Source organism: Labrys neptuniae (assembly GCF_040797145.1).
Classification (GTDB): domain Bacteria; phylum Pseudomonadota; class Alphaproteobacteria; order Rhizobiales; family Labraceae; genus Labrys; species Labrys neptuniae.
The window spans coordinates 173,550-192,865 of the sequence record NZ_JBFNQD010000006.1; the positions used below are offsets into that span (position 1 = coordinate 173,550).

Annotated in this window: 17 protein-coding genes; 7 read left to right on the plus strand and 10 right to left on the minus strand. The window is 62.2% G+C overall.

Annotated elements, in window-relative coordinates:
- Positions 1-155 precede the first annotated feature (155 nt).
- The 4 genes from repC to ABXS05_RS18825 form a co-directional block, all read right to left on the minus strand.
- Entirely contained in the window at positions 156-1,382 is a 1,227-nt protein-coding gene (repC, locus tag ABXS05_RS18810; protein WP_367625005.1) for a plasmid replication protein RepC, read from the minus strand.
- 154 nt (positions 1,383-1,536) lie between these two features.
- Positions 1,537-2,529, minus strand: coding sequence for a plasmid partitioning protein RepB (gene repB / locus ABXS05_RS18815; protein ID WP_311944845.1), 993 nt, complete (start codon positions 2,527-2,529; stop codon positions 1,537-1,539).
- Between the two features lie 79 nt (positions 2,530-2,608).
- The gene (repA, locus tag ABXS05_RS18820) at positions 2,609-3,820 is read right to left on the minus strand and encodes a plasmid partitioning protein RepA (protein WP_311944844.1); all 1,212 of its coding nucleotides are present in this window, start codon (positions 3,818-3,820) and stop codon (positions 2,609-2,611) included.
- 979 nt (positions 3,821-4,799) lie between these two features.
- The gene (locus ABXS05_RS18825; protein ID WP_367625006.1) at positions 4,800-5,609 is read right to left on the minus strand and encodes an alpha/beta fold hydrolase; all 810 of its coding nucleotides are present in this window, start codon (positions 5,607-5,609) and stop codon (positions 4,800-4,802) included.
- An 82-nt stretch (positions 5,610-5,691) separates the two neighbouring features.
- On the opposite strand from ABXS05_RS18825, the gene ABXS05_RS18830 reads away from it, so the two are divergent.
- Complete coding sequence (locus ABXS05_RS18830) at positions 5,692-6,315, plus strand: CGNR zinc finger domain-containing protein (protein WP_311944841.1); 624 nt, start codon at positions 5,692-5,694, stop codon at positions 6,313-6,315.
- Between the two features lie 174 nt (positions 6,316-6,489).
- On the opposite strand, the gene ABXS05_RS18835 is transcribed toward ABXS05_RS18830, so the two are convergent.
- The 3 genes from ABXS05_RS18835 to ABXS05_RS18845 form a co-directional block, all read right to left on the minus strand.
- The gene (locus ABXS05_RS18835) at positions 6,490-7,848 is read right to left on the minus strand and encodes a porin (protein ID WP_311944840.1); all 1,359 of its coding nucleotides are present in this window, start codon (positions 7,846-7,848) and stop codon (positions 6,490-6,492) included.
- A 617-nt stretch (positions 7,849-8,465) separates the two neighbouring features.
- Positions 8,466-8,729, minus strand: a complete 264-nt coding sequence (locus ABXS05_RS18840; RefSeq protein WP_311944838.1) for a hypothetical protein — start codon at positions 8,727-8,729, stop codon at positions 8,466-8,468.
- 113 nt (positions 8,730-8,842) lie between these two features.
- A complete protein-coding gene (locus ABXS05_RS18845; RefSeq protein ID WP_311944837.1) occupies positions 8,843-9,901 on the minus strand; it encodes a response regulator transcription factor in 1,059 nt (352 codons plus the stop codon).
- Positions 9,902-10,143: 242 nt separating this feature from the next.
- On the opposite strand from ABXS05_RS18845, the gene ABXS05_RS18850 reads away from it, so the two are divergent.
- The 6 genes from ABXS05_RS18850 (at position 10,144) to ABXS05_RS18875 (ending at position 16,628) form a co-directional block, all read left to right on the plus strand.
- Positions 10,144-10,896 (plus strand): DUF899 family protein, encoded by a 753-nt coding sequence (locus tag ABXS05_RS18850; protein WP_367625007.1) that lies wholly within the window; start codon positions 10,144-10,146, stop codon positions 10,894-10,896.
- Positions 10,897-11,122: 226 nt separating this feature from the next.
- The gene (locus tag ABXS05_RS18855) at positions 11,123-12,313 is read left to right on the plus strand and encodes an aminotransferase class V-fold PLP-dependent enzyme (RefSeq protein ID WP_311944834.1); all 1,191 of its coding nucleotides are present in this window, start codon (positions 11,123-11,125) and stop codon (positions 12,311-12,313) included.
- A 120-nt stretch (positions 12,314-12,433) separates the two neighbouring features.
- On the plus strand, positions 12,434-13,399 hold the full coding sequence (locus tag ABXS05_RS18860) for an HpcH/HpaI aldolase/citrate lyase family protein (protein WP_068289226.1): 966 nt from the start codon (positions 12,434-12,436) through the stop codon (positions 13,397-13,399).
- Between the two features lie 12 nt (positions 13,400-13,411).
- Complete coding sequence (locus ABXS05_RS18865; RefSeq protein WP_311944832.1) at positions 13,412-14,596, plus strand: malate--CoA ligase subunit beta; 1,185 nt, start codon at positions 13,412-13,414, stop codon at positions 14,594-14,596.
- 12 nt (positions 14,597-14,608) lie between these two features.
- Positions 14,609-15,505 (plus strand): succinate--CoA ligase subunit alpha, encoded by an 897-nt coding sequence (gene sucD / locus ABXS05_RS18870; protein WP_311944831.1) that lies wholly within the window; start codon positions 14,609-14,611, stop codon positions 15,503-15,505.
- Between the two features lie 154 nt (positions 15,506-15,659).
- Positions 15,660-16,628, plus strand: a complete 969-nt coding sequence (locus ABXS05_RS18875) for a 2-hydroxyacid dehydrogenase (protein WP_367625008.1) — start codon at positions 15,660-15,662, stop codon at positions 16,626-16,628.
- Positions 16,629-16,772: 144 nt separating this feature from the next.
- Here the strand turns inward: ABXS05_RS18875 and wrbA are convergent, their stop codons facing one another.
- From wrbA to ABXS05_RS18890, 3 genes are all read right to left on the minus strand, one after another.
- Positions 16,773-17,372, minus strand: coding sequence for an NAD(P)H:quinone oxidoreductase (gene wrbA / locus ABXS05_RS18880; RefSeq protein WP_367625009.1), 600 nt, complete (start codon positions 17,370-17,372; stop codon positions 16,773-16,775).
- Positions 17,373-17,702: 330 nt separating this feature from the next.
- On the minus strand, positions 17,703-18,548 hold the full coding sequence (locus ABXS05_RS18885; protein ID WP_367625010.1) for an arylamine N-acetyltransferase family protein: 846 nt from the start codon (positions 18,546-18,548) through the stop codon (positions 17,703-17,705).
- A gap of 106 nt (positions 18,549-18,654) precedes the next feature.
- Complete coding sequence (locus ABXS05_RS18890) at positions 18,655-19,170, minus strand: c-type cytochrome (protein ID WP_367625121.1); 516 nt, start codon at positions 19,168-19,170, stop codon at positions 18,655-18,657.
- Positions 19,171-19,316: the final 146 nt, after the last annotated feature.

Here is a 19,316-nt window from a genome sequence, read left to right on the forward strand (position 1 = left end):
GGGAGCACGTCCCCATTCTTCCCCGGTGGGTTGATGGGTTCCCGGGGTTTCCTCCCAAGAGAAACTTCTTGGATGCCTATCCAAGCAACGGCCGGTTTTCCGGCCGTTTTTTTTTGCAAAGGTCATCATTCGTTTCATCCTGGCCATGATGATCGTCAGGTTCGTGGGGGCTGTGGTTCGCGGGCATGGATTTGTGCCATCAGAATGGGGCCAAGCGACAATTGCCCTGCCTCGGCCTTGCGGGTGAGGCTGCGCAGGTAACCGCCAGCCGAATTGATATTGGCAGCTCGCTGCACGATGCAGGCGATGACGACGGCAGCCTGTGCTTCGCCCATCACGGTTTGCGCCTCCTCCCAGGCGCTTGGGCTGATCCGCAGGATGGAGCGGGCCAGGCTGGTGGCTCCGAGGAAATCACGCCAATTGCCGATGCCGTTGCGGGTGTAATCGACAATGTCGGGGCAGGCGCGCAAGACCATGCCGAGCGTGTAGCTGCCGTCGAGCATAGCGGCATGGCTTGCCGGTGCCGGTTTCGGCGCCTGAGCGGCGGATGTCGTTGGTTCAGAATCAATAAGGGATTCTGGATCTGATTTCTGTATGTGGCGCCCATTGCTGGACTCAATGGTGCTCACTTTTGCAGTTTTGATCTGTAGTTCCAAGCGGTTGAGAATGTCGTCGGCCAGTGCTGAAAGCTGGTCCGCCAAGGTCTCGAGCTGTTCGAGGGTGGCGCGTCGTGGCAGGCTTTCGACAAGGTCGCGATAGAGGGTGTGCAGGTCGAGCCAGATTTGGCCCTCTGCTTTCTCAGGGGTCTCGTGCATCAGTTCCTGTTGTGCGGCGGCGATCATTTTGGAGATGTCGCGCCGGCAGATGGTGATGCGCTCGCGGGCGAGCTTGAGCGATCGGGCGGCGTCCTCGACCTCGGTGGCGAGCTGCATGAACTCGTCGGCACGGGCAAGCAGGGGGGCGAGGTCGAAGCCATAGGCGAGCTCGATGCTGCCGCCGCGATTGCGACGGGCATAGCGCTTGCCGTTGGGGCTGTCGCGCCGGATGATCAGGCCGGCTTCGACGAGGACGGCAAGATGGCGTCGCAGTGTGGAGGCGGGCATGCCGTGGGCGCGGCGGCTGAGCTGCTCGTTGGATGGAAACACGATGATGGCTTCACCCGAAAGAGTGGTCTCGGGGTGGAAAGTCAGCAGGGCATTGAGGACGGCAAGAGAGCGCTCGGAAATGTCGAGACGAGCTCGTGCCGTGCATAGGGCCTGGTAGATCTCCCACTTTGGTCGTGCGCGCGTGGTTGGACGCGTCTTGGCGATCGCTTGACTTGCAATTTGGGCAAGTGTCAGCGTTCGCCGCCCAAAGGGCGACGTTGCATGATGAATCTGCACTCTCTTTCACCTTATCCAGGCAAAAGAAATCCGCTCGTCGAAGTACGACGCCTGAAACGCTTGACAGTGATTCGCGGAAATGAGATTCTCTGTTTGCTTACGACAGAAAAGGCTTCCGCGCGGCGACGCTCGGGGGCTTTTTTCTTTTGCGGGGTTAATCTCCTGTTTGGTTGCGTTGTTTTGCCTCCCTGAAGGCCTCGTAAAGTGCCTCCAGGTTGGACGAGAGGTAATTGCCGAACTCGCCCGCATCCTTCGATTTGAGCGAGAGGCTGAAGGACTTGCCGGTGTTTCGGTAACTGGCCGCCACGCGCTTGTCCTGCGCAGCCCAGTTGCCGGCCGATTGTGGTGCGGGTGCTGCGCGGACCGGTCTGCGTGCGCGCTGGAGATGGGTGAGCAACTGGTTGAAGCGGGCAGGCGTATCGAGATGGCGGAAGTCTTCCTCGGCGAGAAGTTCCTCCGCCTGGCTGGCTGCGCCGGGCCGTAGCAGGAGCTTCTTGAGTTCTTCCCAGCGGTCACGGCCGATCATCTTGGCGGCACCGATCGTCTCGATGATCGAGGCGGGTACGATCTCAGCCACCGACAGCATGCGCGACAACAGCGTATCGTCGACGGTGAGGGCCGATTTGATCGTATCCTTGCTTTGGCCCATCGCGAGCAGTTTGGCGGCAAACAGCGATTTCTCGATGAAGGACAGGTCGGCCCTGCGGGTGTTTTCCTGGCCCTGCGCGATGATATGGGCGATTTCCTCGACATTCTTGACCACGGCACGCACCCGTATGCCGAGCTCCCGTGCTGCGCGCGCCCGTCGATGGCCAAAGACGATCATATAGCGCCCGTCACTGTCCGGATGAGGGCGAACAAGAATGGGCTGAAGCTGGCCATCCTTCTCGATCCCCTGGCGGAATAGGGCAAATTCCTCCTCGTCGTCCTCGATACGATCGGAGACGAAGGAAGCGTCGAGAAGGTCCGGATCAAGCGCGACAATGGTCTCGCCATCGGTGAGACGTTTGGCACTCTCGGCCAGTTCTTCGATCGACAGCATCATGGAGCGCGATGCCCCGCGCGAAGCATAGTCGGAGCGCGTTTCATGCATCGTCCGATCCGCAGCCGGGCCGGTGATGCTCGCTAGAAGATTCTTGCGTGCCAAAGCGCCCTCCCCTGCTCTCGTCCAACATATTGAAAGAATGTATTTTTTTGCCGGTCTGCACGGCTGTCAAAAAACGCTTTCATCGCCGCCCCCATGCCTTGTGGACCAGAGCGGTGATCTCCTCATTCACGGCATTGAGAGCCTCGATCGCGCGGTCATAGGTCGATCGGATGAATTGGGAGCGGTCGACTTCGTAGAGGGTCTGGTTGGTGATGCCGGCATCCGAAATCGCGGTGGATTTCAGCATCGGGCTTTTCAGCATCTGATGGGGGAACAACGCCTGCATGAAGCCGACCATCTGGGTCTGAGGACCGTCTATGGGTTCGAAACGGGTGACCAGATATCGGAACCACTGCAGGCGCACTTCCGCTCCCGCCTTGCTGATCGAGCGCAGGACGCCGCCCAGCATCAGCAGGAACTGGCTCATCGACATGACGTCGAGCATCTGAGGGTGGATCGTGATCAGCACCGAGGTCGATGCCGTCAGCGCCGTCAGGGTGAGATAGCCGAGCTGGGGCGGGCAATCGATCACCACGACGTCATAACGATCCTCGACTTCCTTCAACGCGTTGGTGATGCGCGTGAAGAACAGCCGTCCATCCGGCGAGGCGCGGTTGGAGGCGGCGAGCGGCGTGTCGTACTCGTATTCCTGCAGCTCCAGATTGGCCGGCACGATGTCGAGGCCCGGGAAATTGGTCGGCCGGATCACCTGGGTGATCGGCTTCCTCTGGTCGTCGTAGCGCAGGGCCTCATAGAGCGAGAGATTCTTGTCGAGTTCGGGCTGGATGCCGTGCAATGCCGAAAGCGAGGCCTGCGGGTCGAGATCGATGGCCAGTACCCGGTGCCCGGTGAGGGCAAGGTGCTGGGCGAGATGGGCGGCTGTGGTGGTCTTGCCGCTGCCGCCCTTGAAGTTCACCACGGAAAGGATCTGTAGCTTTTCGCCGGCGCGGCGATGCGGGACATATTTCTTGAAGTCCGCCCGGCCATGCCGGTCGAGATATTGCCGCAGCTCCAGCATCTGCTCAGCCGTGTAGCTGCGTCGCCCCGAGCTGGAAGTGGTCGGAATCGGACCCTTGCCTTCCAGATGCAGTTTCTTGACGTTGGATTGGGTGACGCCAAGGAAATAGGCAACCTCCGCCAGCGAGAACGAGCGCAGGCTCTTCATCGCATTCGGCGGATAGTGCTCCACCCGGAGCATATTTAGCTTGTCCGAGATCAACTCCCCCTGCTGGAGGATGGTCTCGTGAAAGCTGAATGCCTCCAGATCCTGGTTTGAGATCGACATGTTCATCGACTACGATTCTCGGAATAACGCTTTTTCGCATGAAACAACATTTCAAGCGGGAATTATGCCCGATTCTCGCGAAGCGGCAATGAATTTTAGGTTAATGAAAGGTTAACGCCGAAATAGTGTCTCGAATCACTTCCGGCACAGCCTGTTTCGATCCTATCTTTTTGTATTATCGCTGGTTTTTTGCGGTTTGCACGGCTGTCAAAACGCCGCCTGAGGCCGGCAAGAAAAATAAAAGATTTGCGGCGCTGCCTATTGACGGGAATCGAAGTCTGATTCCCGGAGATTCTATCCTCTCCGAAGCAAATATCTCAAGACGAGGGCAGCGCGCTGTGCTTGTGACCGCGAAGGGCTGCCGATTTCAGGAGTGGCGATTTGCCATTCGCGCAAATGCCGATCGATTGCGGGCGATCAAGCGCGCTCGGAATCCTTCCTGGAAAGGGGAGGGCATGGGTGTCCTGTGCGGAATGCCGGGAAAGGTCCACCTTGGGGTAGACTTCTGACTGCGATGCCAATCTCGGACCGCAGGATGGCATGGGAGTGCCCGAGGCCTCGCCTGGAACGCAGGTCAGCCTCCCTGAGAATTCGCTGACCGATCGATCGCCAAGGGGCTCAGGATGTCGCCGAGCCTGACAGCGCCGCCGGGCCGTCGCTGAGATCCACCACCGCTGTTGTGTTTGCCGAAGATGCGCTCGATATATGGAGAGTCAGCTTCTCAGCTTCGTCAGGTGGCGGGGCGAGGCTGACATCCTGTTGTCCGGTGTTTCGTTTCCAAGGTGTCAGCCGGAGGCTGACACTCCCAAGCCCGCTCAAATGAAAATCGCAACTGCGGTGCTGGGCCTGCGTTTCGGAAAAGTGCCGAAGGGGAGGGAACGACGTCGGGTGTTCCGCAAGGGGCCTGCCGCCAGGCGCTCCGCGACTGAGCGATAGACTCCGCTCTTGTCGAGTCTCTGCGCGACGAGGGGAGTACCAACTTTCCTCAGGCGGGATCGTCGAGGACGGCAGCAACGATGGCCTCCGGTGCATCCTCCTGGACGAGATGGCCGGCGCGAGGCACGGAGATGAGGGCACCATCAGTGAGGCGGTCGGCGAGCTTGCGTCCCTGGGCGATGGGAATCCAGGCGTCGTCCGCTCCCCAGACGATGCGGGTCGGAAAGTCGGGACGTCGATAGCGAGCCTCGACCTCCTCGATATAGCGTTGGTTCATCTGCGCGATCTGGCGATAGAAGGCGCGCTGGCCGATGTCGCCCAGCCAAGGACCTCGATAGATCGACAGCGCCTCTTCGCTCAGAGGCTGCGCGACGGCATTGCCGATATAGGCGGAGACGAGGGCATGGTGGGCATAGGCCGGCAGTCCCGCAAAGGCGGCTTCATGGTGACCGACATGCCGGACGAAGGCAGACCCTTGCGGTGCGATCGCGACGGGATCGATCAACGTCAGGCCGGAAAAGGCGACATCGTCGAGGAAATGCGTACGCAGAGCGGTGGCACCGCCGAAATCATGGGCGAGTACCTGCGGCCTCTTGAGGCCCCATTCGCGCAGCATGGCACCGAGAAGCCGGTTCTGCATGCCGAGCGAGACATCCCTGTCCGGCATGTCGGATTGGCCGTAGCCGAGCAGGTCGTAGAAGAAGACCCGCCGCCTGCGGGCGAGCCAGGGAGCGATGCGGCGCCAGACCTGCGACGAGAAGGGGGTGCCATGCACCAGCACCATGGGGGGACCATCGCCCAGCATACCCCAGGCGATCTGGCTACCTTCGAAGGTGAAACGGTTGGTGAGTTCCAGCATGGCGCTTCCTCCGGAATAACCTCTTTATTTGAATTATAGGTTAGACTGGATTTTCGAGCGCGCAACCGCTAAATTCAAAATAATGGTTATTTCCGAGTCTCAGAGCCGATTTGCCCAAGGGTGGAGCGAAGCCGATTATGTCGGCGGCCATCCCGCGCTTGATTTCATCAACACCGTTGCCGACACCGGCAAGACCCGCCTGGGCGACAAGATCGGCAGCTGGGAGGCGCTGCGTGATTGGGTTGGCGGGGCAGGGCTGCTCTCGAAGCAGGAACTCGCGGCGTTCCTGCAAGACCCCGAGCTCGACGATGATGGCGCGTTGGCCAGGCTGCATGACCTACGGGAGCAGGCCTATGAGGGGATGCTCGGCCTTGCTGGCCTTGCGGATACGGCTCGCCAGGGCATGGCGTATCAGGGCATGGAGCATGTGGGAGAGGCGATCCGCGAGGCCTTGGGACGAGGCGCTTTCCGGGAGGAGGGGGGGCGATTCCGCTGGCGGCCGGACGCCGGCAGTTCCGAGCGCTGGCTGGACGCCGTCGCCTTGGGCCTCGAGGATTTCCTGCGCAGCGAGGACGTCGCGCGCCTGCGGCAATGCGCACGCTGCACCTGGCTCTTCGTCGATCGCGGGCGGGGAGCAGGTCGACGCTGGTGCGACATGCGCACCTGCGGCAATCGCGCCAAGGCCGAGGCTTTTCGCTGCCGGTGAGCGCTATTGGTAGCCGGCTATCTGCATCGATTTCATAGGCTAAGGAGAACGCAGCTCGGTGCTCGCTGGCCGGATTTAGTGGCGTTGTAATCCGGTGATCATTGCAGCGGATGATCCAATGAAAAGGGCTCGGCGCAAGCCGAGCCCTCATGGTTTGTCGCTGAAGACAGAGACTTAGAACACGCGCCGTATGCGGATGCCGGCCTGCCAGATATTGGGCGTGGCCTTGGTATTGGTGACCGTGGTGGTGGTTTCGCCGTCGGTCGTAGTGGTGCTGCTCGAACCCAGATTGAAGTCGGCCCGGGTGTAGGCGACTTCGGCGCCGATGGTAAGGCCCTTGACGATCGTGTAGGTGAGGTTGGCGGCGACCGTGAATTCCTTGTCGAAGGACTTCTTGCCGGCGAAGCCGAGCAGGTCGTCGTAGCGAACGTCGATATAGCTCGCCACGAGGTTGGCGTTCAGGACGGGCGTGATATTGCCGCCCAGTTCGCCGACGACCGACCAGCCCTTGCCGGCGCGGAAGGTGCTGTTCGAGCCGAAATAATAGTCGCTGTAGTTGTTGAAGATGCTGTTGCCGGCGCCGAGATAGTCGAGGGCGCCATCGGCATACTGGCCTTCAACGATGAAGTGCCCGCCATCGATGAAGGGCAGTTTCAACAGGCCCGTGCCGCCCACGGCCCAGCCATATTTCTGCTTGTGGGGGATATAGTCGGGGTCGGTGGCCAGAAGCGGAACGCCATTGGCATCGACGGCCTCGGCCGAACGGAACTGGTGGCCTGCAGCCTGGATGGCGACCGAGCCCCAGCTTTGATCCCAGCGCAACTGGCCGACCACGTCCGGAACCTGCTGGCCGCCCTGTTTCACCGCGACGTTGGAGCGGTGATCGCGGCCGTCTTCGACCGACAGCGTGGCACTGAAGCCACCGCCGAACTGGGCGGTGTAGGCCAGCAGGTTGACGGTGTTGCTCTCGGCATAATAGGGCGCCCAGATCGTATCGCCATATTCGTTGTCGTAGAAGCCGAAGAACGAATGGGCGTAGCCAGCGGTCAGGCCGCCGAACTGGATGAAGGCCTTGTCGATGGTGAAGGTGTTGCCGTTATAGACGCCGCCGCGGCCCTGGTGGCTGATCGGATGCGAGTCGGCATTGATCTGGAAATAGGAGCGCAGCAGGCCCCAGTCGGTCTGGGTGCGGGCATCGAACCAGATGCGGGCCTGGGTGTTGAACGCCGTGCGATCGTTGTTGCGGCTCCACTTGAAGTTCGAGCGCGTGACCGTCGGTGTTCCGCCGTTGACGGTCGTCTCGACGCGGCCGCTGCCGCTGCCGCCGAAGCCGCGGTAATCGGCACGGATTTCGCCGCCGATCTTCAGGCAGGTGTCGGTGCCGGGAATATAGAAGAAGCCCGGGCCGAACGCCGTGCAGACCTTCACATATTCGACGGCTTCGCCCTTGGTCATGGGCAGATCGGCGGCCTGGGCGATACCGACGACGGCGATGCCGGCTATGGTTCCTAGAAGCAGAGATTTGGTCGCCATGCGACTCCCCCTTTGAGGTTGTTACCGGGGGTGAGATTGCGACACTTCCTGAGTCATCGCAAAAAGAATCCGATCAATGTGTCAGTTGGTGTGGCCGTTTTAGGCATCAGTGTAACAAAAAGGCCACAATCTAATCAGTGTTCATGGGTGAGTATGAAGATATTTCTTTAAAAATACAACCGATTATTCGAATTTACATTACTAAAATCGCCCCTTGGTTGTATCGTAATCTGGAATAATTACACGCAATAACTATCTGATTGAGGCGCAATGCAACCTCGCGCTTGTGGTGCAAAGGCAGGCGATTCCCTATCTTCTTCTTGGGTTCGCGAGACCCTGAGCTATTGGAGCCCGGCCAGGAATTGACCTCCCTGGTCGGGTTTCGCTTTGGGTGGAGAGCTGCGGGGAATCGTGCGGAAGGCGGCGCGGCTGGAGGCCTGCGCACCGGGACTTCGGGGACCGCTTGAAACGGGCGATGCTCTGCGCGGGCCTTGGCAGATACGAGGCAGGTCTCACTGCCCCCATGGGGGAGTAATGGGAACGGAAGCTGCCAGCCGGACCTTCGGCATGTCATCCGCCAATATGTCTTGGGGGGAGGAGCTGTCCTCTCCCTCGCGCTACCGTGGCATGGGTGGCCATTGTCGCCCGATGGCGGCCAGTCCCGAGATCAGGGCGTCCAGGTTCTTGCCCCCGGCGGCGATTTTCTGATTGGACTTGTAGCAGGTATATTCGACCCGCTCGTCCTCGAAGACATCGATCTCGAGCCGGTTTTCCTCGACCGTGATCGTCAGGGTGACGGAGTCGGAACCCAAACGATCCATCATGAACCAGAGGCGATGCCGTTCCAGTGTTCGCAGCAATGCATAGAGCTTATGAGGCATGGGCGCTTCCGGTCCGCGCGGCAGGCGGCTGATCGTGAGGGCTCGCTGCGTCCGGCGATCCATTCGAGGCGAGGACGAATGGACGGCGCCGGCGAAGGAGGCAAATAAACGGGCTAGCGAGCTTGATGGACGCCGATGGGGGCTTCCTGCATCCCGCAGGACCGGGCGGGCTGGAGCTGCAGGGCATTCGTTCTCGCCACGACTTCGGTGCGGCTGCGAGCCTTCAGCCTGCGCAGGATGTTGCGGACGTGCACTCTCACCGTGAACTCGCTCATCCCGAGTTCGCGGGCAATGTCCTTGTTGGCCGAACCCTTGCGCAATTCGAGGACGATTTCCAGCTGCCTGGGTGTCAGCAGTGCCTGCAGGGGCTGCTCCTGTTCCTTCGGATCGGGCGTAACGGCTTTCCTTCGGTCCGCTTCCAGGAGCGGCGTGAACAATCCGCCCCGACGCACGAGGCGGGCGGCAAAGATGACATTGTCGATCGTCGATTCCGAGGGGACGACACCCCTTGCGCCCTGCTTGAGAAGAGCGATCAGCATGGCCTGGGTGGTAACGTCGGCGAGCACGAGAATGCGGGCTGCAGGTGCGGTCTCGAGGATCGCCCCAATGTCCCTGCCGATCGCCGCGATGCTGGGAGAATGCTCCGAAGCGATGAGAAGAACGTCGTTGGCACGAAGGGAAGCACTCGCCCAAACCTCGACATCCTTGAAGCCCTCCACTGCAAGAGCGGTCTCCGACGCCGTGAGGCAGCGCATCAAGGCCGTGCGGTGGAGGCCGCAGCCGCCGATCAGATCGATGGATATCGGAGGTATGTTGGTGCGCGTTCCGGCGCTCCTGCATTGGGTGAGACCATAGGTGTCGAAGGTTCGTTCGGCCTGCAGGGCATGCAAGCAACGTCCTTCGTCCACGCGAACCCCGATTAGAATCTCTGTCGGCGATAAGGTCATGCGGGCTTTGAAACCATCCTGGCGTTTCCTCCGGCAGATCAGTCCGAAAGTGCGGCTCGCCCCCAAGCCACTTACCTCAATCGAGGATTGCACTCCCTCCACCGTACCATCACATTTATACCGGCTTTTTTTACTGAATGTTTCTGCCAGTATTATACGTTGGTATGATGGTGGGCGGTGAAACTTGTTCTCACGGGTATTTGCAGCCGCCGATTCCGCCTTCATCGTGCCGATCTTCGGACGGCCTCAAATCCGGGCTGGGCAGAGCCTGGCTTACGCCGGAGCCCCTCCCTCTGTAAGAGAGAGCATAGGTAATATCATACAGAAGTGAACAAGGGTGAAAAGTTGGCGGCGCTTGGATCGCGGACGAGCCCGCGTCGGAATCCCGACTCACTTGTCACTCGCAGCGTTCGGACATCCCGCGCTAGCCTGGTCGCCATCGATACAGGCCGGGGAAGGCGAGAACGATGATCGACGACAACACCGCAGATCGACTTGGAACTCCCGAAATAGTCGATCGGGATAGTTTCCAGGCGAAGATAGAGGCGTTGCGGGCTCGGGAAAAGGTTCACACCCGGGAGGGCGATGCCATCGCCGCAGCCCGCCGGCGGCTGCCCATGGTCAAGGTGGATGGGGCAATCCCGCTCATCGGTACCCAGAGGGCAGTGACCTTGCTGGATGCCTTCGAAGGGCGCCGCATGCTCATCGCCTATTACTTCATGTGGCATGCCGGCCATCCTGCGCCGGAGCAATGCGAAGGCTGTACCTGGGTCACTTCGCAGGTCCGCGAACTGTCCTATGTGCATTCGCGCGATGTCACCTACGCCACCTTCTGCCAGGGGCCCTACCCGGAAAGTGCCCGCTATCGGGATTTCATGGGCTGGCAGATGCCCTGGTATTGCGCGCCTCGTGCCTCGCTCGATGCGCTCCTGGTCGGGCGCCGGGTAGGCCTGATGTATATCGTCTGCTATCTGCGGCTGGGGTCGGACGTCTTCGAGACCTATTGGACGACGTGGCGTGGCGTCGAGGCGATGGACAACAATTACCGGCTGCTCGATTTGACCGTCTATGGACGGCAGGAGGCGTGGGAGGACTCGCCTGCCGGATGGCCGCGACGGCTCGAAGGGGTCGACAGGATGCGTGTCGATGGGCGCCCTACCGCCCAGTGGTCCCGCCTCAAGGCCGGCTACTCCGACGATCTCGGCCCTTCCGGGCATTGAGGCCGCTTGTTGCTGGGGGCGGTTTGATCCTCTCGGGGCAGTCCGGGTAGGGTCTCACCCATCCGATGGGGTGCGGCAGGCTCTGAAAGTGTAGGGGGCGTCCAACGCCCTCAGGCTCGTGAATCTATCCCGACAGGTGTTGTGGGCAGGAGGCCCCCCGACCGATCATCACCCTCGAAAGCAACCGGCAGGCTCAGGACCCGCCGCACATTTCGGGAGGATTTAGATGGCCGGCTTCACCCAGCTTTTCGTTCCAGGACCGACCAATGTTCCGGAAGTCGTTCGCCAGGCGATGAACATGCCGATGGAGGACATGCGCGCGCCTGACTATCCAGACTTCACCCGCGGTCTGTTCACCGACCTGATGAAGGTGTTCCGCAACGAGACCGGACGCGTCTTCATTTTCCCCTCCTCGGGCACGGGCGCCTGGGAATCGGCAATCACCAATACGCTCAGCCCGGGTGACCGCGTGCTGATGTCGCGCTTCGGCCAGTTCTCGCATCTATGGGTCGACATGTGCGAACGCTTCGGCCTCGACGTCGATGTGGTCGATGTCGAATGGGGCACCGGCTGCCCTGTCGAGATCTATGCCGAGCGGCTTCTCCAGGACAAGGAGCACCGCATCAAGGCTGTCTTCGTCACGCATAATGAAACGGCGACCGGCGTGACCAGCGATGTCGCCGGCGTGCGGGCCGCGCTCAACGCGGCCAAACATCCGGCCCTGCTCTTCGCCGACGGTGTTTCCTCGATCGGCTCGATCGATTTCCGCCAGGAGGATTGGGGCGTCGACTGCGCCGTCTCCGGTTCGCAGAAGGGCTTCATGCTGCCGCCTGGCCTGGGCTTCCTGTCGGTCAGCCAGAAAGCTCTCGCAGCCGCCAAGACCGCCGGGCACAAGCGCTGCTACTTCTCCTTCGAGGATCAGATTCGCGCCAACGACACCGGCTATTTCCCCTATACGCCGGCCGTTCAGCTCCTGCGCGGGCTTCGCGTGGCGCTTGATCTCCTCCACGAGGAGGGCCTCGAGGCTGTCTTCGAGCGTCACAACCGCCTGGCCACCGGCGTGCGCAAGGCGGTGGAGGCCTGGGGGCTGAAGCTCTGCGCCAAGGAAGCCAAGTGGAATTCCGACACGGTCAGCGCGGTGCTGGTGCCCGAAGGCATCGACAGTGCCGAGATCGTGCGGCGGGCCCATTACGGCTACCAGACCTCCCTCGGCGTCGGGCTCAACAAGGTTGCCGGCAAAGTGTTCCGCATCGGTCATCTCGGCTGGGTCAACGACGTGATGATGTGCGGTGCGATCTCGGCGGCTGAAATGGCGCTGCGTGATTGCGGCGTGAAAGTCCAGCCCGGCTCCGGCGTGGGCGCGGCCCTCGAACATTATCGCCTGTCGGCCCAGCCGAGCCTGGCCAAGGCTGCCTAAGACGCAACTCTGCCCTCCCCATCCGGGGGAGGGCGAAGACATGCTCCATAAAGACTTGAAGCCAGTGCCAATGGGTCGCGCCCACGCTCGAAGCTGCGGCAACCCGGAGGGAGGAACATCATGAGCCACACCATCCATCACCTGCGAAAACTGCGGCTGCAACGCAGCGAACTCGCGGTACCGGGCTCCAATCCGGACATGATCCGCAAGGCCGCCGACGGCGAGGCCGACTATATCTTCCTCGACATCGAGGATGCGGTCGCCCCGCCGGACAAGGAGCGGGCCCGCAAGAACATCATCGAGGCCCTCAACGAGATCGACTGGCGCGCGCGTGGCAAGACCATCTCCGTGCGCATCAACGGCCTCGACACGCATTACATGTATCGCGACGTCGTCGACGTGATGGAGCAGGCGGGTGACCGGCTCGACACCATCCTGGTGCCCAAGGTCGGCGTGCCGGCCGATCTCTACATGGTCGAGGCCATGGTCAACCAGATCGAGACCGCCAAGGGTTTCAAGACCCGTGTCGGCCTGGAGGGTCTGATCGAGACGGCGCTCGGCATGGCCAATGTCGAGGCGATCGCCGCCTATGGCGGTCGGCTCGAGGCTCTGCATTTCGGCGTTGCCGACTATGCGGCGAGCTGCAAGGCGCGCACGGTCTCGATCGGCGGCCTCAATCCTGATTATCCCGGCGATCAGTGGCATGCGGCCCTGTCGCGCATGACGGTGGCCTGCCGGGCCTATGGCCTGCGCGCCATCGATGGTCCGTTCGGCGACTTCTCCGATCCCGAAGCCTATATCGCGGCGGCGAGGCGTGCCGCCGCGCTCGGCATCGAAGGCAAATGGGCGATCCATCCCACCCAGATCGCGCTTGCCAATGAGGTGTTCTCGCCGCCCGAGAAGGAAGTGAACCGTGCCCGCCGCATCATCGAGATGCTCCGGGAGGCCGAGGAGCAGGGCAAGGGTGCTGCCGCCCTCGACGGCAAGATGATCGATGCCGCATCCGAACGCATGGCCCGCAACGTCCTGGTCATGCACGAGGCCATCCAACAGTCGACCCAGCCGCGCGCCGGCCTGCCCAACTGACGAGGTACCCTTATGGACATCCATGAATACCAGGCCAAGGAACTGCTCTCGCGCTATTCGGTGCAGATCCCGCGCGGCGGGCTTGCCTACAGCCCCGAGCAGGCGACCTATCGTGCCAGCGAGATCGGCGGCGACAAATGGGTGGTCAAGGCCCAGATCCATTCCGGCGCCCGCGGCAAGGCCGGCGGCATCCGCATCTGCAAGTCGGACAGCGAAGTGTCGGATGCGGCCGAGGCCATGCTCGGCCGCAAGCTGGTGACCCACCAGACCGGCCCGAAGGGCAAGCTCGTCTCGCGCCTCTATGTCGAGGAAACCGTCGATATCCGCCAGGAGCTTTATCTCGGCATCGTGCTCGACCGCAAATCCGAGCGCGTGATGATCGTGGCATCGGCCTCCGGCGGCATGGAGATCGAGGAAATCGCCGAAAAGCAGCCTGACTCCATCATCCGCGCCATCGTCGATCCCGGTGCGGGCATGCAGCAGTTCCAGGCCCGCGAGATCGCCTTCGGCCTGGGGCTGGAGAACAACCTGATCGGCAAGGCCGTCGACACGCTGCTCGGCTGCTATCGCGTCTTCCGCGACTACGACGCCTCGATGCTGGAGATCAACCCGCTGGTCGTCACCCGCGACGGGAACCTGATCGCCCTCGATGCCAAGATGTCCTTCGACGAGAATGCGCTGTTCCGCCGTGCCGAGATTTCGGAATTGCGCGACAAGTCGCAGGAAGACCCGCGCGAGACCTTCGCCTCCGATCGTGGCCTGTCCTATGTCGGGCTCGACGGCAATATCGGCTGCATCATCAACGGTGCGGGCCTGGCCATGGCGACGATGGACATGATCAAGATCGCGGGCGGTGAGCCGGCGAACTTCCTCGATATCGGTGGCGGCGCCTCGCCCGAGCGTGTCGCCAAGGCGTTCCGGGCCGTGCTGGCCGACAAGAATGTCGAGACCATCCTGGTCAACATCTTCGCCGGCATCAATCGCTGCGACTGGGTGGCCGAGGGCGTGGTGAAAGCAATGCGCGAGGTCGGCGTGAACGTGCCCCTGGTGGTGCGCCTGGCCGGCACCAATGTCGAAGAGGGACGGCGTATCCTTGCCGAGTCCGGCGAGAAGGTGATCGTAGCCGAAACCCTGGCCGAAGCGGCCGAAAAATCGGTCGAGGCGATGCAGGCCTTTGCCAAAACCAAGAAGCATTGAGGGGGAAGCGAAATGGCAGTTCTGTTGAACCGCAAGACGCGCGTCATCGTCCAGGGCCTGACCGGCAAGATCGGTTCCTTCCACGCCCAGGACATGAAGCGTTACGGCACCAATGTCGTCGGCGGCGTCACCCCCGGCAAGGGTGGCCAGGAGCATCACGGCATTCCGGTCTTCAACACGGTCAAGGGCGCGGTGCGGGAGACGGGTGCCGAGGCCTCGATCGTGTTCGTGCCGCCGCCTTTCGCGGCTGATTCCATCATGGAAGCTGCCGATGCCGGCCTGAAGTTCTGCGTCTGCATTACCGACGGCATCCCCTCTCAGGACATGATGCGCGTGAAGCGTTATATGCGCCGCTTCCGCTACGAGGACCGCATGCGCCTGATCGGCCCCAACTGCGCCGGTGTCATCACGCCCGGCCAGGCACTGATGGGCATCATGCCTGGCAATATCTATCTGCCGGGCCGGGTCGGCATCGTCGGTCGCTCGGGCACGCTCGGCTATGAGGCGGCCTCGCAGATGAAGGCGCTGGGCATCGGTGTTTCCACCAGCGTCGGCATCGGCGGTGACCCGATCAACGGCTCGTCCTTCAAGGACATCCTGAAGCTCTTCGAGGAAGATCCGGATACCGACGCCGTGGTGATGATCGGCGAGATCGGCGGCCCCCAGGAAGCGGAAGCCGCCGAATGGGCCAAGCATCACATGCGCAAGCCGCTGATCGCCTATATCGCCGGCCTGTCCGCACCCAAGGGCAAGCGCATGGGCCATGCCGGGGCCATCATCTCCGCCTTCGGCGAGTCGGCCCAGGAAAAGGTCGAGATCCTGCGCGATGCCGGTGTCGCGATCGTGCCGACGCCGGCCGAATTCGGGCCGACCGTGGCAAGCGTGCTCGAAAGCAGGAAGGCGGCCTGACCGGCAAGGTCACGCCGCCCCTCGCCCACGCACCTGCAGGCAAGTGCGGACCTCTCCCCGTTAGAATGGGGAGAGGCTAGGCAAAGCAAAAGGGGCCGCGCGGCCCTATGGGTCGAAGCGCGCCCTGCTATCCCGCCGATCGCAAGGAGTGACCATGAAACCTCGGATTCTCGTGACGCGGCGCTGGCCTGAAGCGGTCGAACGCATCCTTGCCGACAGGTTCGACACGACATTCAACCAGAACGACACGCCGCTGACCGCATCGCAGCTGAGCGACGCGTTCAGACAGTTCGATGCTGTCCTGCCCACGGTCAGCGACAAGCTGCCGGCCTCGGTCTTTCCCCAGGCGGATGTGCGGACCAAGCTCCTGGCCAATTTTGGCGTCGGCTTCAGCCATATCGACATTGACGCGGCGCGCGCCCGCGGCATGACGGTGACCAATACGCCGGGCGTCCTCACCGACTGTACCGCCGACATCGCCCTCAGCCTGCTCCTTGCCGTGGCGCGCCGGGCAGGGGAGGGGGAGCGTCAATTGCGGGCCGGAGAGTGGGCGGGCTGGTGCCCCACCCACATGATCGGTGCCAAGGTGAGCGGCAAGACCATCGGCATCATCGGCATGGGGCGGATCGGCAAGGCAACGGCCAGGCGAGCCCATTTCGGCTTCGACATGAAGGTCGTGTTCTACAACCGCTCGAAAGTCGACGACGAGGCTGTCAGCGCCATGGGCGCGCGGCAGCTGGCAAGCGTGGAGAATGTGCTGGCCGAGGCGGACTTCGTCTCCCTGCATTGCCCGGGCGGCGCGGAGAACCGGCATCTCATCAATGCCGCGAGATTGCGGGCGATGAAGCCGAGCGCCTTCCTGATCAATACTGCGCGGGGCGACGTTGTCGACCAGCAGGCCCTGGTCGATGCGCTCGAAAGCGGGACGATCGCCGGCGCGGGGCTCGACGTCTATGACGGCGAACCGGCGGTGCCCGCCGCGCTCCTGCGCCTGGAGAATGTGGTCCTGTTGCCGCATCTCGGCAGTGCTACGGAAGAAACCCGCGTGGCGATGGGCATGCGGGCGGTCGACAATCTCACCGCCTTCTTCGAGGGACGGTCCGTGCCCGACAGGGTTGCGTAGCGTATCAGGCGACCTGTCGGAAGCGGCAGGAACTGCGATAGCGGCTTGAGACAGTGCCATTCCCGGTCCGTAGGGACCGGGAAATTCTGGGGCTACAGCTGTTGATCTGGGAGGCTGATCTTGCCGTCAGAGAGCCTCAGATCGTCAGCCATGCAGCTTGATTGCGGTTTCGGCGATCGCGCGGCCCTGATAGCCTGCGCCCGCCAGTTCGTTCTCGCTCGGCTGGCGGCTACCGTCGCCACCGGTGATGGTGGTGGCGCCATAGGGGGCGCCGCCGGTGACCTCGTCGAGCCGCATCTGCCCGGCAAAGCCATAGTTGAGACCGACGATCGTCATGCCGAAATGCAGGAGATTGGTGATGATCGAGAACAGGGTGGTCTCCTGGCCCCCATGCTGGGTCGCGCTCGAGGTGAAGGCGCCGCCGACCTTGCCGTTCAGCGCGCCCTTGGCCCAGAGGCCGCCGGCCTGGTCGAGGAAGTTCGCCATTTGCGAGGACATCCGGCCGAAGCGGGTGCCGGTGCCGACGACGATGGCATCATAATCGGCGAGCTCCTCGATCTTGGCGATCGGCGCGGCCTGATCAAGCTTGTAGTGCGATGCCTTGGCGACCGCCTCCGGCACCAGTTCGGGCACGCGCTTGACGTCGACGACGGCTCCGGCCTCGCGAGCACCCGCCGCGACTGCGTTGGCCATCGCCTCGATGTGACCATAGGCGGAGTAATAGAGTACGAGAACCTTTGCCATCGACATCTCCTCTCGATCCAGCGACCTGACTTGTCCGGGCTATTTGCGGTTCGGTTGGGCAGCCGCGCGATTTCCCTGATGAAGGTTCGTTCCCTGCCTCAAGGAAGATAGGCAAAGATACCGGAAGGAGAGCTGTCGAACAGCAAAATCGTGCCTGAGGCGACGACGACCGGGGCAAAGGAGGCAGCGTCGGGCAGACCGTGTGCTGTCAAGCCCGGGACGAACTTGGCCTCGCTGCCTTGCGGTTTCAGGATCCGCCGGACGACGAAGACCGCCAGCCGATCACCGATCAGCCGAACGGGTTCTGCTGCGCCGGCAAGGGATGCCCGTTCAGCTGGCTTTCTCGTGGCTGACCGCCTGGATTCTTTCCCAGACTTGTCCGGACCGGGGAATGTCGAGGTCGAAGATCGTATGGAACATCTCAGCGAGATGGTCCGCGCTCGTGATGCGCTGTTCGCTGACGCTGGCTGCCGTCACACTGCTCAGGCAGTCGTTCTTCAGGGCGACATAGCCATCCTCGGTATGCCGCAGGATCGCCAGCGCGTTTGTGAACGGCGAGCCGGGATCCTGCGTCAGCCAGCCCAGCGTGGCTGCTATGGCGGCCTCGTCGCTGTGATCGGGTCGGAAATCGAAGCTGTGTGCGAGGCCATTGGCATGGTTGCTGAAACGCAGCCAGCCATCGTCCGTCGACACGATTGAAAAATCGAAGCCGCGCTGGCGGATCGGCCCGGCGGCAAGCGGTACGGGTTCGATGATGCCGTCCGCCAGGCCGACCTCGGCAAGGTATGGTCGGTCGAGATCGACACGCAGTGTGAGATGGTTGCCGATGGCGACATCGCCCAATATTGCGCGGTTGACGCCGCCGCACAGGCGGGTGACGCGGAAACCGAGTGCGGCCAGTGCCGCGCCGAACAGACCGTTCATTTCGTAGCACCAGCCGCCGCGCCTGCCCTCCACCATCTTGGCGAAGGCGGCGGCCGGCGCGATCGAGGACGGCCATCCCATGAAAGCATCCAGCGCCTCCCAGGTGAAGGCCGTGAGATGGGCGCGGTGAAGTCTCGTCAAGCCGTTGGCATCGAGGGAAACTGGCCGGGCCACCCCGATTCTGATGAGATAGGCATCCAGCTGGGCGGACGTCAGGGCCATTCCATTGTCGCTGGCAGGGACGTGTTTCATCCTTCGGTTCCTTTCGATGGACCGTTTTCGAGGTTTGCGAGATCGTGTTTCAGGGGCCCCGTTGCGGGATCGCCGCGTCGTCAGGCGTCATCAGGGCCGGCCTGTCTCATTTGGCCGGCGGCTTCGGCAATGAAGAATAGGTCTCCGCGGGCATGACGGCGAACACGAAGGTGCTGGGCTTCTCGGAAGGGCCAAAGGGGCCTGCGATCTTGTTGGAGACCGGCTTGATGCTCTTCAAATAGGCCGCAATGGCTTCGGCATCCGCGCTGCTAAGGTGCGAGAAGGCTTCAAAGGGCATGACCGGCGCAAGCCTGCGCCCGTCGGGACGTTTGCCGGTCGTGATCGCGGTCACGATCTGCCGTGTGCTCCAATTGCCGATACCCGTCTCCTTGTCGGGCGTCAGATTCGGACCCGCGAAAACGCCGAGGCCTGGTATGGCAAAGCCGACATCCGAACCACCCAGATAGCGGCCCCTATCTGGATGGCCCAGGAAAGTTCCGGGCGTGTGGCAATCCGAGCAGCCTGCGACGGTCACCAGATATTTGCCCCGCTCGATGGATGACTGCGCTTGCGCCTCGATCGGGAATGCGCCGAGCGCGATGGCCAATGCGAGCAGGAACATAAGAACGGGTGAGACCCGGACGACCTTCCCGGGCCGGAAGGAGGCGGCGGGAAGCTCCTCGGCGCCGAGTGCCTTTCCGGTCGCGATGGAGAGGAGGACAGTAGAAAAGGCAGTCGGAAGGCGCTTCATTGGGGTGGCTCCGTTCG